14 protein-coding genes are annotated in these 14,335 nt (G+C 66.8%); 8 read left to right on the top strand and 6 right to left on the bottom strand.

Annotated features, from left to right (window positions below; all coding sequences use genetic code 11):
• Nucleotides 1-142: 142 nt before the first annotated feature.
• Nucleotides 143-976, bottom strand: coding sequence for a crotonase/enoyl-CoA hydratase family protein (locus tag WAZ62_RS16620; RefSeq protein WP_422644652.1), 834 nt, complete (start codon nt 974-976; stop codon nt 143-145).
• A gap of 141 nt (nt 977-1,117) precedes the next feature.
• On the opposite strand from WAZ62_RS16620, the gene WAZ62_RS16615 reads away from it, so the two are divergent.
• Genes WAZ62_RS16615 through WAZ62_RS16600 form a run of 4 tightly spaced genes read left to right on the top strand, consistent with a single transcriptional unit; the run spans nt 1,118 to nt 5,473 of the window.
• Nucleotides 1,118-2,269: a succinylglutamate desuccinylase/aspartoacylase family protein gene (locus WAZ62_RS16615; protein WP_422644651.1), complete on the top strand. Its 1,152-nt coding sequence runs from the start codon at nt 1,118-1,120 to the stop codon at nt 2,267-2,269.
• A gap of 29 nt (nt 2,270-2,298) precedes the next feature.
• The gene (locus WAZ62_RS16610; RefSeq protein ID WP_422644650.1) at nt 2,299-3,153 is read left to right on the top strand and encodes a MaoC/PaaZ C-terminal domain-containing protein; all 855 of its coding nucleotides are present in this window, start codon (nt 2,299-2,301) and stop codon (nt 3,151-3,153) included.
• Nucleotides 3,154-3,158: 5 nt separating this feature from the next.
• Nucleotides 3,159-3,947, top strand: a complete 789-nt coding sequence (locus WAZ62_RS16605; RefSeq protein ID WP_422644649.1) for an NUDIX hydrolase — start codon at nt 3,159-3,161, stop codon at nt 3,945-3,947.
• Nucleotides 3,948-3,982: 35 nt separating this feature from the next.
• Nucleotides 3,983-5,473, top strand: a complete 1,491-nt coding sequence (locus tag WAZ62_RS16600) for an acetyl-CoA acetyltransferase (protein WP_422644648.1) — start codon at nt 3,983-3,985, stop codon at nt 5,471-5,473.
• A 94-nt stretch (nt 5,474-5,567) separates the two neighbouring features.
• On the opposite strand, the gene WAZ62_RS16595 is transcribed toward WAZ62_RS16600, so the two are convergent.
• Nucleotides 5,568-6,209, bottom strand: a complete 642-nt coding sequence (locus WAZ62_RS16595) for a hypothetical protein (protein ID WP_422644647.1) — start codon at nt 6,207-6,209, stop codon at nt 5,568-5,570.
• A 77-nt stretch (nt 6,210-6,286) separates the two neighbouring features.
• Nucleotides 6,287-6,910 (bottom strand): hypothetical protein, encoded by a 624-nt coding sequence (locus tag WAZ62_RS16590; RefSeq protein WP_422644646.1) that lies wholly within the window; start codon nt 6,908-6,910, stop codon nt 6,287-6,289.
• Between the two features lie 181 nt (nt 6,911-7,091).
• On the opposite strand from WAZ62_RS16590, the gene WAZ62_RS16585 reads away from it, so the two are divergent.
• The 3 genes from WAZ62_RS16585 (at nt 7,092) to WAZ62_RS16575 (ending at nt 9,930) form a co-directional block, all read left to right on the top strand.
• Entirely contained in the window at nt 7,092-8,270 is a 1,179-nt protein-coding gene (locus WAZ62_RS16585; protein ID WP_422644645.1) for an acyl-CoA dehydrogenase family protein, read from the top strand.
• Between the two features lie 125 nt (nt 8,271-8,395).
• Nucleotides 8,396-9,049, top strand: coding sequence for an HAD family hydrolase (locus WAZ62_RS16580; RefSeq protein ID WP_422644644.1), 654 nt, complete (start codon nt 8,396-8,398; stop codon nt 9,047-9,049).
• Nucleotides 9,046-9,930, top strand: coding sequence for a thioesterase family protein (locus WAZ62_RS16575; RefSeq protein WP_422644643.1), 885 nt, complete (start codon nt 9,046-9,048; stop codon nt 9,928-9,930). The genes WAZ62_RS16580 and WAZ62_RS16575 overlap by 4 nt, the downstream gene beginning before the upstream one ends.
• Before the next feature lie 7 nt (nt 9,931-9,937).
• On the opposite strand, the gene WAZ62_RS16570 is transcribed toward WAZ62_RS16575, so the two are convergent.
• The 3 genes from WAZ62_RS16570 to WAZ62_RS16560 form a co-directional block, all read right to left on the bottom strand.
• Nucleotides 9,938-10,279 carry a hypothetical protein gene (locus WAZ62_RS16570; protein ID WP_422644642.1) on the bottom strand — a complete coding sequence of 114 codons (342 nt, stop codon included), beginning with the start codon at nt 10,277-10,279 and terminating at the stop codon, nt 9,938-9,940.
• Between the two features lie 63 nt (nt 10,280-10,342).
• Nucleotides 10,343-11,524: a PepSY-associated TM helix domain-containing protein gene (locus WAZ62_RS16565; RefSeq protein WP_422644641.1), complete on the bottom strand. Its 1,182-nt coding sequence runs from the start codon at nt 11,522-11,524 to the stop codon at nt 10,343-10,345.
• A gap of 5 nt (nt 11,525-11,529) precedes the next feature.
• Nucleotides 11,530-13,662: a TonB-dependent siderophore receptor gene (locus WAZ62_RS16560; RefSeq protein WP_422644640.1), complete on the bottom strand. Its 2,133-nt coding sequence runs from the start codon at nt 13,660-13,662 to the stop codon at nt 11,530-11,532.
• Between the two features lie 212 nt (nt 13,663-13,874).
• Here WAZ62_RS16560 and trxC point away from each other — a divergent pair, with 212 nt between their 5' ends.
• Complete coding sequence (trxC, locus tag WAZ62_RS16555) at nt 13,875-14,333, top strand: thioredoxin TrxC (protein ID WP_422644639.1); 459 nt, start codon at nt 13,875-13,877, stop codon at nt 14,331-14,333.
• Nucleotides 14,334-14,335: the final 2 nt, after the last annotated feature.

Here is a 14,335-nt window from a genome sequence, read left to right as displayed (position 1 = left end):
TGCGGGAAACAACCAACGGCCAATCGTGATCGTCGACGCTGATGTCCATTCAAAGCTTGAATCACAATCAGCCAGAAAGGGGAATCCATTATCTTAGCGCCTATGGGCGAAGGCCGGGATCTCGATCAGGACAGGGCGCCGGTCAGATCAGGCTTTTGGTCGCGGGCGGCAGGGCTTCGAATTCGGGCTTCCGCTTCTGCATCCGGGCGGCCAGGGCTTCCGGCATGTCGTTGCCCATGAGCATCCCGGCGTTCCAGGTCGCGATATAGTTCAGCCCATCGGCGACCGAATGGTCGCGGGTGAAATTCAGCATCTCCTTGGTGCCGGCGACGGCGAGCGGACTGTGCCCGGCGATTTCGCCCGCGATCTTGAACACGCCGGCCAGCAGCGCCTCGTGATCCTCGAACACCTCGTTCACAAGGCCGAGGGCCAGCGCCCGCTCCGCACCCAAGCGGCGCCCGGTATAGGCCAGTTCGCGCACCACGCCTTCCGGGATCAGACGCGGCAGGCGCTGCAGGGTGCCGACGTCGGCAGTCATGCCGATGTTAATTTCGGCGATCTGGATGAAGCCGTCCCGGGTCATGTAGCGCGCATCGCAAGCGGTAACGAGATCGACGCCGCCGCCGATGCAGCCGCCCTGGATCGCCACCAGCACCGGAAAGCGCATCCGCTCGATGATCGAGAAGCAATCCTGCAGCTTCAGGATCTTGCGGCGCAGCTCCTCGCGCTTGCGGGCTTCGTCGGCGATCGTGGGGGCGAGGCTGGCGAAGACCGACAGGTCCATGCCGGCGGTGAAATGCTTGCCGGTCGAGGACAGCACGGCGACGCGCACCGCCGGATCCTGCTCCAGCGTCTCGAAGATCGACTTGATCTCGCTCCAGAAGGCCGGGGTCATCGTGTTCAATTCGCCCGGGCGGTTCAGTTGCAGGTGGGCGATATGGTCTTTTACCGACAGGTCGAAGGTCTGATAGGCCATGGTTTTTCTCTCCTCGTTTTGTTTCTGGCCTAGCACGGCGGCGCGCCGATCAGAAGCCCCCCGCGAAGGGGCCTGCCGGACGCGACGTCGCCGCCACCCGGCTTGACAGCGCCAAGCGAGCGTTGCACGAAAGCGGACCGGATGAAGGAGCAAGGCGTCGTGAAGCAGCAGCGGCAGACAGAAACGATCGCGCTTCTATCGTCGAGCCCGGGCACCCGCCGGACCCTGACCGTGCACCGCTGGGGCACCCCCGGCCGCGGCCCCAAGGCCTATATCCAGACCGGGCTTCATGCCGATGAGCTGCCCGGCCTTCTCGTCGTCCAACATCTGCTGCCCCTCATCGACGCGGCGGGCGAATCCGGCGCGATTCTGGGCGAGATTCAGGTGGTGCCGACGGCCAATCCCATCGGCCTGTCGCAATATCTGTTCGGCAAGCACGCCGGCCGCTTCGAATTCGACAGTCTCGGCAATTTCAACCGCCATTACCCGGACCTCGCGACAAGCGTCGGCGATGCGGTCGCCGAGCGTCTGTCGGACGATGCCGCCGGCAATATCGACCTGATCCGCGCCGAATGCCGCCGCCAGCTCGAAGCCCGGGTGCCGAAGACCGAGGTCGAGCAGTTGCGCCTCGAATTGATGAGGCGCGCGGTCGACGCGGATATCGCCCTCGACCTGCACTGCGACGATGTCGCGGTGATGCATGTCTATCTCGGCACGCCGCTGTGGCCTTCGGCCGCCGACCTCGCCTTCGAGCTGGACGCCAGGGCCGCCCTCACCGCCGAGGTATCGGGCGGCGAGCCCTTCGACGAGGCGGTGGGCGGCATCTGGTGGCAACTCGCCCAGCGTTTCCCCGATTGCCCGATCCCGCCCGCCTGTCTGTCGGCGACGGTGGAGTTGCGCGGCGACCGCGATGTGTCCGACAGCCTCGCCACGCAAGATGCCGCCGCCCTGTTCCGCCTGTTGCAGCGGCGGGGCGTGATCGCGGGCGATCCCGGCCCCCTGCCCGCCGCCAGTTGCGACGGCACGCCCCTGTCGGGCACCGATATCCTGGAATGCCCGGTGGGCGGCGTCCTCGTTTTCCACCATGAGGCGGGCGACAGGGTCGAGGCCGGCGAGCTGATCGCCGAGATCGTCGATCCCGTCACGGGCACGCGCACGCCGCTCATCACCCGGGCGTCGGGCGTGCTCTTCGCCCGCACCGGCCATCCGCTGGCGCGGCCCGGCCTGCCGGCGGCCAAGATCGCGGGGCCGGTGCCCCTCGCCCATCGCACCGGCGCCCTGCTGACCCAATAAATCACCATAAAAACCCGAGGAGAGAGACTGTGGCGATCGACTACGACAAGATCATGAAGCTGACCTCCGGCCCCTGGACCGTCAGTTATACCGACCGCGAAACCATGCTTTATGCCCTGGGCCTCGGCATGGGGATCGACCCCTTGAATGCCAACGAGCTGCCCTTCGTCTACGAGAACGGCCTGAAGGTCCTGCCGACGCAGGCGACCGTCGTCGCCTGGGACAATACGCTGCTGGGCGATGCCGGCATCAACTTCATCATGGTCGTCCATGGCGAGGAACGCCTGAAGGTTCATGCCCCGCTGCCGGCCGAAGGCATCATCGAATGCACCGGCAAGGTCATCGGTTGCTATGACAAGGGCGCGGGCAAGGGCGCGATCGTCCTCGCGGAGAACGAGATCCGCGACAAGGCGACCGGCAAGCTGCTGATCACCCTCGGCATGACCATTTTCGCGCGCGGCGATGGCGGCTTCGGCGGCCCGGCCGGCGGTGGGCCGGAGCCCCACAAGCTGCCCGAGCGCGCCTTCGAGAAGGCGGTGGCCTACAAGACGCTGGAGTCCCAGGCCCTGATCTACCGCCTGTCGGGCGACCGCAACCCGCTGCACGCCGATCCGAATTTCGCGGCCATGGCGGGCTTCCCCCGGCCGATCCTTCACGGCCTGTGCTCTTACGGCAATGCCTGCCGGGCCGTCGTCGAAGCCTATTGCGATTTCGACCCGACCCGCGTCATCGAGTTCAACGCCCGCTTCTCCGCCCCCGTGTTCCCGGGCGAGACGCTGGAAACCCAGATGTGGCAGGACGGCGACGTCATCTCGTTCCGCACACGCATCGTCGAACGCGACGTTATCGCCATCAACAACGGCAAAGCCGTCATCAAGGCCTGATCACCATGACGCAAGCCCGCCTGCTGCCCGCCGCCACGGTCCTTCTGCTGCGCGACGGCGTGGGCGGGCTTGAAGTCTTCATGGTCCAGCGCCACCACCAGATCGATTTCGCCGGGGGCGCCCTGGTCTTCCCCGGCGGCAAGCTGGACGCGAGGGATCACGCGCCGGAGCTTCTGCCCCGCCTCGCCCCCAACCCCCTGATCGGGGCCGACCTCACGCCCTTCGCCATCGCCGCCATTCGCGAATCCTTCGAGGAATGCGGCGTGTTGCTGGCGCGGCCCGTGGGCAGCGATGCCCTCGTGGACGCAACGCGCCTGGCCGCGCTGGAAACGCGCTGGCGGGCGCCCATGGCGAAAGGCGAGATCGGCATTCTGGACATGATCGAGGCGGAGGACCTGCACCTCGCCCTCGACCGGCTGACCCGTTTTTCCCATTGGGTCACGCCCGATTTCATGCCGAAACGCTTCGATACCCATTTCTTCCTGGCGACGGCGCCGGCCGATCAGCTCGCCCTGCACGACGGCGGCGAAACCGTGGACAGCATCTGGATCAACCCGCTGGCGGCCATCGAGGACGCGGTGGCCGGCAAGCGTTCGGTGATCTTTCCGACCCGGATGAACTTGTCGGTGCTCGCCCGCGACATCACCACGGCCGGCGCCATCGCACGGGCCGCGACGAGTTCCATCGTCACGGTCAAACCCTGGCTGGAGGAGCGGCCGTCCGGTCAGGTTCTCGTGGTGCCCGCCGAAGCCGGCTACGACCGGACCGAAGCGCCGATTTCCGAATTGCGCTGAACCAACAACAACAAAGATAACGAGGGGAGTTGCTTATGTCCGAGGAATTGACGCCTGTCCTGATCGGTGTCGGCCAGATCACCCAGAAGGATGTCGAGCCGCGCGAGGCCAAGGGCCCGATCGAGATGATGGCCGCCGCCGCCCGTCTCGCCGCCGACGACGCGGGGCTCACGCCGGAACAGCTCGCCGCCATCGACCGGCTGGCGGTCGTCCGCTTCATGTCGGGCAATTACGCCGACCCGGTCGGCAATCTGGCCGACCTTCTGGGCGCCCATCCCGCCGACCGCCAGCACACGGCGGTGGGCGGCAACTCGCCCCAGATGCTGGTGAACGAGACCGCCGAGAAGATCGCCAAGGGCACCTGCAAGCTCGCCCTGCTGTCGGGCGTCGAGGTGCTGTCAACCATCACCAGGGCGCAGCGGATGGGCATCGACCTGCCCTATGGCCAGATCACCCTGACCGAGGAAGACCGCAACGGCTCCCTCCCCACCGAGCTGGCCCATGGCATGTTCCCGCCGGTCAACGTCTATCCGATGTTCGAGAATGCGCTGCGCGCCAAGCGCGGCCGCAGCCTGAAGGCCCATCTCCTGAAGATCGGCGAATTATTCGCGCCCTTCACCAAGGTCGCGGCGCAGAACCCCCTCGCCTGGTTCCCGATCGAGCGCAGCGCCGAGGAACTGGCGACGCCGACCGCCAAGAACCGCTTCGTCGGCTATCCCTACACCAAGCTGGTCAATGCGATCATGGAGGTCGACCAGTCGGCCGCCGTCATCATGACCTCGGTCGCGGAGGCGAAGCGCCTGGGCGTGCCCAAGGACAAATGGGTCTATCTGCACGGCTGCGCCGACGCCAAGGACCATTGGTTCGTGCTGGAGCGGGTGAATTACCACTCCAGCCCGGCGATTTCCCGTGTCGGCCGCGAAGCCTTCGCCATGGCCGGCAAGACCGTCGCGGACATGCGCCACTTCGACATCTATTCCTGCTTCCCCTCGGCGGTGCAGATCGCCAAGCAGGAACTGGCCCTGCCGGAAGTCGACGACATTCCCCTGACGGTGACCGGCGGCCTGCCCTATTTCGGCGGGCCGGGGAACAACTACGTCATGCATTCCATCGCCGAGATGGCCCAGCGCCTGCGGGCGCACCCGGGCGACTACGGCCTCGTCACCGCCAATGGCTGGTATGTGACCAAACATTCCGCCGGCATCTATTCGACGGAAGCGCCCTCGAAGCCCTTCGCCCGCAAGGATCCCGCCCTCTATCAGGCCGAGATCGACACCGAGCCGAAGCCCGCCATCGCGCTGGAGCCGCAAGGCAGTGCGAAGATCGAGACCTATACCGTCGTCCATGGCCGCGACGGCGCGCCCTATATGGCGATCGTCATCGGCCGGCTGGACGACGGCAGCCGCTTCGTCGCCAACACGCCGTCGGATGCCGACGTCTTCGACCTGCTGCTCGACGGCGAAGCCATCGGCCGCAAGGGCAAGGTCACCACGTCGGGCGGGCAGAACAGCTTCGATCCGCGATAGGCCGGGCCGTCACGAGACCCCGGCCTTCGCCGGGGTGACGAAATTTCAGCGGCGTCGTCCCGGCGAAGGCCGGGACCTCGAAACGGAAGAGGCTCTACTGCGCGACCATGCCCGGCATCCCGCCCATGCCCTGCAGCATCATCTGCATCGGCATGACCTGGGTGCCCGGCGGCACGCGGAACCGGGACGGGTCCTGCGGACCGAGGGCGACATGGGTCGCGGTCAGGATGTAGGTCTTGCCCTGATCAACCGCCTCGGAATAGAGGAGGACATTGTCCGGGGTCAGGCAGACCTTGGATTCCGCCCGGTCCTTGCCCAGGGTGCCGACCGCGTCGTAATAGGTGCAATTGTGCCCCGCGATGGTCTTGCTGCCGATCGGGGTCAGGGTGACGTCGCCTTCGGTCATCATCTGCTGCGGGCTCATACCGGCGGCGGGGCCAGCCATGCCGGGCAGCGGGTCGTTCATGTCCATCTCGAACGCCATCTTCATCGGCGCCGTCATCAGGACCGTCGTCTTGTTGGTATGCAGGTTCATCAGGCCGATCATGGCCTGGCCCTGTTCATTCATCTCGACCCGCATGATGCCGGCGTGATGGGCCATGTTCATGACCTGGCCGCCCGGCTGCACCTGATAAGTGACGGCGTAATCGACCTTGGGCAGGGGCAGCGGATCGGCAAACGCGGGCGCGGCACCAAGGGCGGCAAGCGCGGCGGCGATAAGAATAGGGCGTCGCATGGTATCTCCTCCATCCGGGCCGCCAGGCTTGGGCGCCCTTATGTAGATCAAAGCCGCCAGCGCCCGCTTGTTCCCGGTCACTGGCCCGGGATCGCCCCCATGCCGCCCATCATCCGCGACATGTCCATGACCTGCGTGCCCGGCGGCGCGGCGAACAGCGCCGGATCCTGCGGCCCGATCTCGACCGCGGTCGCCGTCAGGGTGATCGTGCGTCCCTGATCCTTCGAGACGGATTCCAGCATGACATTGTCCGGCGTCAGGCACACCAGCGAATGCACTGGCTCGCCGGTGCCGGCGCCGCAGATGGCGTCATAGACAGTGCAGGTCAGGCCGGCGATCACCTTGGTGCCGAGGGCTTGCGGCTTCACGCTGATATCGGTGGCGAGGCTGGCGCCGCTGTCCTTGAAGGACATGCCGGGCATCCGCTCGCGCATGTCCATCCGCATGGCCATGCCCTGGGTCAGCATCAGCATGGCCTGCGCGGCGGGATCGATGATGATCGTCGCCGCCTCGCCCTCGCTCGACGTATCGATGCGGATCCTCGAGGCGTGATGCGCCATGCGCATGGTCTCGCCATCCGGCTGCAGGATATAGGTCGCGACGTAATCGACCCGGGGGGCGAGAAGATCCCGCGCCGCCGCCCCCGCGACGGGCGGGAACAGGGCAAGGGCGGCAAGAAGAAGGGAGGCGGAGCGACGCATGAATCACCTGCGCGAATCGGACCCAGTCAGCCTGTCACATCGCCCCCGCCCGGTCGGTGACGGCCGTCACGTCCACGGCCGCGACGTCATTGCCTTGTCCTTGCGCGGGCCTTACGCGCGGGGCAGTCTTGGCGACAAAATGACAAATCGTCGGCCCGGCCGGCGAGCGGAGGAGAGACAAGTGACCGATCAGCCCCTGTTCGATACCCTGCTGCGCGAAGTGCCCAGCCCCTATTACCGGCCGGAGCATCGCAGCTTCCGCGAGACCCTGCGCAAATGGGTCGAGGCGGAAATCGCGCCCCATGTCGATGAATGGGACGAGGCCGGCGGCTTCCCGCGCGCGCTTTACGCCAAGGCATCCGAGATCGGCCTGCTCCGCCTCGGCTTTCCCGAGGCTTACGGCGGGATCGAGGATACCGACCTGTTCCACATGATCATCGCGACCGAGGAACTGGCGAGGGCCGGCAGCGGCGGCCTGATCGCCAGCCTGATGAGCCATGGCATCGGCGCGCCGCCCATTGCCGCCCTCGGCAGCGACGAGATGAAGGCGCGGGTGCTGCCCGCCATCCTGAACGGCGAGAAGATTTCGGCCCTCGCCATCACCGAACCCTCCGGCGGCTCCGATGTCGCCAACCTGAAAACGACGGCAAGGCGCGAGGGCGACGATTACATCGTCAATGGCGAGAAGGTCTTCATCACATCCGGCATCAGGGCCGATTACATCACGACGGCGGTGCGGACCGGCGGCAAGGGCTTCGGCGGCATTTCGCTTCTCCTCATTGACACCAGCCTGCCGGGCATCACCCGCACGCCCCTGAAGAAAATGGGCTGGTGGATGTCCGATACCGCCGCCATCCATTTCGACGATGTGCGCGTGCCGGCGGAAAACCTGATCGGCCCGGAGAATGCCGGCTTCCTCGGCATCGTGCGCAATTTCAACGGCGAGCGTATCGCCCTCGCCGCCGGGGCCAATGCCTTCGCCCGCGTCGCCCTTGAAGAATCCCTGGCCTGGGCCCGGCAGCGCATGACCTTCGGCAAGCGCCTCGCCGATCATCAGGTGATCCGCCACAAGATCGTCGACATGGCCCAGCGCGTCCACGCCACCCAATGCATGCTGGAAAATCTCGCCTGGCGCATCGAACAGGGCGATGCCCCCGTCGCCGAGATCTGCATGTTGAAGAACCAGGCCACCACCACCATGGAATTCTGCGCCCGCGAGGCGATGCAGATCCTGGGCGGCGCCGGTTACATGCGCGGCGTGAAGACCGAACGCATCTACCGCGAGGTGCGGGTGAATGCCATCGGCGGCGGCTCGGAAGAAATCATGCGCGACCTCGCCGCGCGGCAGCTGGGGCTGTAGACTGGTTCAACTCTCGTCGTCCCGGCGCAGGCCGGGACCTTTGGACGAGAAGGCGCCCTTACTTGCGCCAGATCCCGGCCTGCGCCGGGATGACGACTATTGAGGTTGGTCAGGGGAATGTGGTCTTGCGTCCATCACTGGTGATTTTCGACTGCGACGGCGTCCTCGTCGATTCCGAGGGCATCGCCAACCAGGTCCTGGCCGAGGCGGTGACCCGTCTCGGGCACGACATGGACGAAGCCGGTAGCCGGCGCGAATTCGTCGGCCTGTCGATGACATCGGTGATGGCCCGGATCGAGGCGATGACCGGCGCCGCCCTCACCCCCCGATGGCTGCCCGAAGTGCAGGCGATCACCCATGCCCGTTTCCGGGAAACCCTTGCCGCCGTGCCCCATGTCGGGCCGGCGGTCGAGGCGGTGCAGGCGGCCGGCATCGCCACCTGCGTCGCCTCCTCGGGCACGCCGGACAAGATGGCGCTGACCCTCGGCCTGACCGGCCTTGCCCCCCTCTTCGCCGGCCGGCTGTTTTCCGCCGTCGAGGTGACGCGGGGCAAACCGGCGCCCGACCTGTTCCTTCACGCCGCCGCGCGCATGGGCCATGACCCGCATGCTTGCGTCGTCGTCGAGGACAGCGTGCCGGGCGTCACCGGCGCGGTCGCCGCCGGGATGCGCGCCCTCGGCTTTTCGCGCGAGACCGATGCCGCCCTGCTGCGCGCGGCCGGTGCCGAGGTTTTCGACGACATGCGGCAATTGCCCGCCCTGATCGGACTGACATCATGAGCAAGAACGAGAACATCAAGGTCACCTGGCGCGGCGGCACCGACGCCTGGGAATGCGACCAGATGGGCCATATGAACGTGCAGTTCTACGGTGCCAAATTCGACGAGGCGGAAGCGGTGCTGCTCGCCCGCCTCGGCCTTGGCGAGGGCGAGCCGCACACGCGGGCGGAACAGATCGTCTTTCGCAAGGAGTCCCGCGTCGGCGCCGCGCTCTGGATCGAAAGCGCGGTCATCGGCGTCGACCATGCGGGCGATGCCCTGCGCCTGCGCCATGTCATGTATCATTCGCCCAGCGCCGCCGTCGCCGCCACCATCGATGTCACCATCGGCCATCTGCCCCCCGCCGTCATGCGGGCGGGCGAAGCGGCCCTGGTCGCGCCGGCCGAGCTGGGCGCCCCCGACCTGCCCGAGCCCGTGGCGGCGCTCGACGGCGTCTCGCTGGAGCGCGCCCGCGCCCTCGGCCTCATCGAGACCGGGGTCAGCATAGTAAAGCCCGACGAATTGCGCGCCGGCGCCATGTTCGGACGCCGCGCCTTCATCGGCCGCCTGTCCGAGGCCGTCGGCCATCTGATCGCGTCGGAGGACACCGCGGCCGAGGCCCTGCGCGCGCGCCACATCGGCTCCGCCGCCCTCGACTATCGCATCCGCTGGTCGGGGCCGCTGGCGGCCAGTGATGTCGTCGTGCTGCGCTCCGGCGCTTCGGGCACCGTCGGGCGCACTTTACGCTTCTTCCACTGGATGCTGAACGAGCGGACCGGCGAGCCGGTCGCCACCGTCGAGATCATCGCCGTCTATTTCGACATGAAGGCGCGAAAGGCGATCCCGGTACCCGACATCATCCTGAAACTGTTCGAGGGCCGCACCGTCGCCTGGCCGGGCTGACGCGAATCTAGTCTCGTCGGCGTCGGGGATCGAGCGCGCCGGCGAATGTGTTCAGGGCGGAGGTCGCCGCCGCGGTCAGCGGATTGTCGGCGGCGTTCTGCGCCAGGGTCTGGAGCTGGGCCTCGGTCGCGGCCATGGCCTTCGCCGCCGTCGCCGCGACGGGGGCCGGCTTTCGCTCCCGAAGGCCGAGGACGATGGCCGGGGCGACGAACAACGCGCCCGTGATCGCGGCGGCGAGACCGTCGCCGATCAGCGGCCGAAGCGCCTGGAACAGGGCGAAGCCGAGAAAGCCCGCCCCGATCAGGGTCAGTCCGGCCAGCAGCATCGCCCGGGCATAGGTCCTCTCCATGGCCTCCATCCTCGTCATCCACCGCGCCATTTCGCCCGAAACCGGGCGCGGCGCCAAGGGGGATCAGGATGTCGCCGCGACCTCGCGCCGACGGCGGCGCAGCGTCACCCGCCCTTTCCGCTTGTAGCCCCAGAGGATGATGCCGGTCACCGACAGGGTGGCCACCACCAGCCCCATGACGGCGATCAGGATCCGCCCGGGGAGGCCGATGATCTGGCCCGAGTGCAGTGGGAATTGCAGTTGCAGGAAGATGTCGCCCGCCGTGCCCCGGCCGGGCAATTCGGTCAGCAGCGGGTCCCCCGTCGCATCGTCGAGATAGATCCTGGCGGCGCCGAGGCCGGGGCCATGTTCTTCCTCGCCGACGACGATCAGCCAGGCGCGGAACTGGCCGAAGTGATAGGCGCCGAGCGCCCGGCCCGGCTCGCCTTGCGCCGCCGCGACCTCCACGCCCCGGGCCATGGCTTCGTCGAAGCCGAGCGCGGGCGGCGAGACTTTCTCGGTGAAGCGCGGCATCCCGATCTCGAGGGGCGATGGCGACAGAGGTGTCACCAGCGACAGCAGGGGCCGGAACACCTCGTACTGAAGATTCATGGCGATGCCGCTGAGCGCCAGCATGGCCAGCAGCAGCCAGGACCACAGCCCGCCCGCCCGGTGCAGATCGAGATTTCGGCGATAGGAACCCGCGCCCCTCTTGAGACCGAAGGCCGGCCGCCAGTTGGCGAAGAACGGCCGCCCCTTGGGAAAGGTCAGAACAGCGCCGACGAAACAGTCGAAGAACCAGAAGATCGCGATCAGGCCCATCAGCCAGACGCCCCAGCGCTCGGGCAGCGACAGGGAATAGTGGAAAACATAGAGGAAGGGGATCAGGTTTTCCGCCGAGAAGCAGCAGGCGCCGAAATTCCGCGCGCCCAGGATCTCGCCGGTCGCGGGATCGACGAAGATCTGGTTGATCGTCTCGTCCTTGCCCTCGCGCGGCTCGGCCCACAGCGAGACCGGCGCGCCAGCATGGTCGGGCAGACTGGCACCGTCGATGAAAATGTCGGGATAGACCGTCTCGACCCGGGCGACCAGATCCCGCAAGGGCAGGGCCGGTCCTTCAGTGCTGGCGGCGTAGAAGCCAGGGTTCAGTCCTTCGTCGATTTCATGATTGAAGGCGATGACGCTGCCGGTGATGCCCGACAGCGCCAGGAAGGCCGCGATGCCGAGGCCGACATAGCGATGAAGGAGAAGAAGCGCCTTCCGCATGGCCGTCAGAACGTGTAGCCGACGGTCAGTCGCGCCTCGGTCGGCGCGCCGGGCAGGACATAGAAGTCGCTGTAGGAGCCGACATAATACTCCTCGTCGAACAGATTCATCACGTTGAGACGGGCATGGAAGGGCCCTTCCTCGTAGGACAGGGCGGCATCGACCAGCGTGTAGGCCGGCAGCTTGAAACTGTTGGACAGCGTGCCTTCCTGTTCCGTGTAATGCCGAACGCCGAGACCGAAGCCGAGGCCTTCGAGCGGCCCCTCCTGCAGCCTGTAATGCGCCCAGCCGCTGACCATATGGGGCGGCACGTTGCGCATCGCGTCGCCGACCTTGGTCGGGTCCTCGTCGTCGGTCACTTCCGTGTCGGTGTAGGAATAGGAACCGATCAGATCCAGCCCGTCGAGCGGCGACCAGCGCAGGTCGAGTTCGACGCCCCGGCTGCGCTCCTCGCCGGTGACGGCGTAGAAGCCGAGGCCGGTGTCGGAAGCGACATTCTGCCGGGTGAGCTGATAGACGGCGAAAGTGCCGCCCAACGTGCCATCTGTGCTATCGGCCTTCAGGCCGATTTCGTAGTTGGTGCCGGTCTCGGGCTCGGCATTGGGGCCACCAATCGAGCCGACCGGGGTGCTCGGTTGCGGGCGGAAGGATTCGGCGTAATTGGCATAGACGGCGAAGCCCGGCGTGAATTCCCAGGTGGCGCCGACTTTCGGGCTGAACTTGTCATCGTCGGATTTGTCGCCGCTCTCGTCGGCCTTGGCCCGGTCGAAGCGCCCGCCGAGGGTGAGCGTCACCGTGTTCCAGCGGATCTGGTCCTGCAGATAGACGCCGAGGGCATCGAGCTCGGAACTCGAGGGCGAGGTCAGCGGCTGCGCCGGCAATGTACCGTTATAGACCGGGTCATAGGCATCGATGAAGGACATCGCCGAGAAGTCGGAGCCGATCGAGTCTTCCTGATAGCGTGTATAGTCGACGCCGAGGGCGATGAAATGGCCGAGCGGTCCGGTGGCGAAACGCGCCTCGGCGGCGGTGTCCGTGTTGAAGATCGTCCATTCCGCGTCGCGGGCGTAAACGAAGCGCAGGATCGTGCGGTCATCCGGATAATACATCCAGGGATAGAGGATGTTGCGCCACCGAGACTCGAACCAGTTCATGCGCAGGGACTGGCGGACGGCGAAAGTCTCGTCGAATTCGTGACGGAATTCATAGCCGATGCGCTTCGTCTCGGTAACCACGGACTCGGGCACATCCGGCTCGCCCAGATTGCGGTCGAGCGGGATCTGGCCATAAGGACTGGGCAGCACCGTGCCGATGGCGGGCAGGGTCGGCGCCCCCTCGTCCCACGACTTGCTGTAGGTCGCGAGCAGGGTGAGCGAGGTGCGGTCGTTCGGCTTCCAGGTCAGCGATGGCGCGACCAGCACCCGTTCGGACGGATCGACATCCTCGATGAAGCTGGCGTCCGAGCCGCCAAGGAACAGAAACCGGCCATAGAGCGTGCCATCGGCGCTGAGCAGCGCGCCCGCGTCGATGCTGGCCTGATGGTCGCCCTGGCTGCCCACCGTCGTCTCGATGGTGGCGAAAGTGTCGGGCACCGGCCGCTTGCTGGTGAGATTGACCATGCCGCCGAGCGAACTCGCGCCATAAAGCGTGGACGCCGGACCGCGCACCACCTCGACCCGGTCGAACAGGAACAGGTCGAGCGCGCCACCAACGCCATAGCCGTTGGTCAGCCCGTCGATATAGATCGAGTCGTCGGCGTCGAAGCCCCGGATTCGGACATATTCCCAGCCATAGTAATAACCGCCGGGCATGACGCCGGCGGCATTGCGCAGCACATCGGTCAGGCTGCGGCTGCCCTGATCGTCCATCAGCTGGCGCGTCAGCACCAGGGTCGACTGCGGCGTCTGCAAGGTGCCGGCCGGGCTCTTGGCCGCCGTCGCGGCCAGGGGCGCGCGATAGCCCTGGCCGCCGTCCGTCGCCTCCGGCGCCACGGTCTCACCTTCGACCGTCACCGTGGGCAGGATCGCCGTCTCGCCCTGCCCCTCACCCGTGGTCTGGCCGAAAGCGGCCCCTGCCACCGCCAGCGCCGACAACGCCACCATCGGGCCGAACAGACCCACACCCCGAACCGAAGACATGCAACCCCCGACAGAAGGAATGACCCCGCGCCCCAGCGGGTCCTGGTCAGGAGATTATGCTATTGCGTCTGATTCTCATTATTGAATAATGCGATTGCCCGCGATGGCTCGTAAGGCCTCCCCCTTCCCTCTTTTCAGGGCGGGAAACACATCCAATATCAGGGGAAGTCCCCTTCTCTCCGGCCCCCGCGGCCGCCGCCGAAAGCCGATCCATGATGTCCGCCCCTGCCAGCACCGAACGGCTGACCGTCTGTCCGCATTGCGCCGCCGTCAACCGCCTGCCCAAGGACAAGCCCGCCACCGAGGGTCGCTGCGGCCAGTGCCATCAGGCCCTGTTCGACGGCCACCCGGCCGAAGCCACCACCGCCGCCTTCGAGCGCCAGATCGCCCGCAGCAGCCAGCCGGTTCTCGTCGATGTCTGGGCGCCCTGGTGCGGCCCCTGCCGCATGATGGGTCCCGCCTTCGCCGCCGCCGCCCCGCGCCTGGAGCCCGCCATCCGCCTTCTCAAGCTGAACAGCGACGCCGAGCCCGAACTCTCCACCCGCCTCGGCATCCGCAGCATCCCCACGATGCTGCTCTTCGTCGGCGGCAAGCGCGTGGCGCAGGTCTCGGGCGCCATGCGCACGGAACAGATCGTGAGCTGGGTGCGGCAGGAGATGGCGGGGGCGTGAGG

This window comes from Zavarzinia sp. (assembly GCF_049306435.1).
Taxonomy (GTDB): domain Bacteria; phylum Pseudomonadota; class Alphaproteobacteria; order Zavarziniales; family Zavarziniaceae; genus Zavarzinia.
The sequence above is the reverse complement of the archived record's forward strand: the minus strand, read 5'-3'. Positions and strand labels throughout refer to the sequence as shown.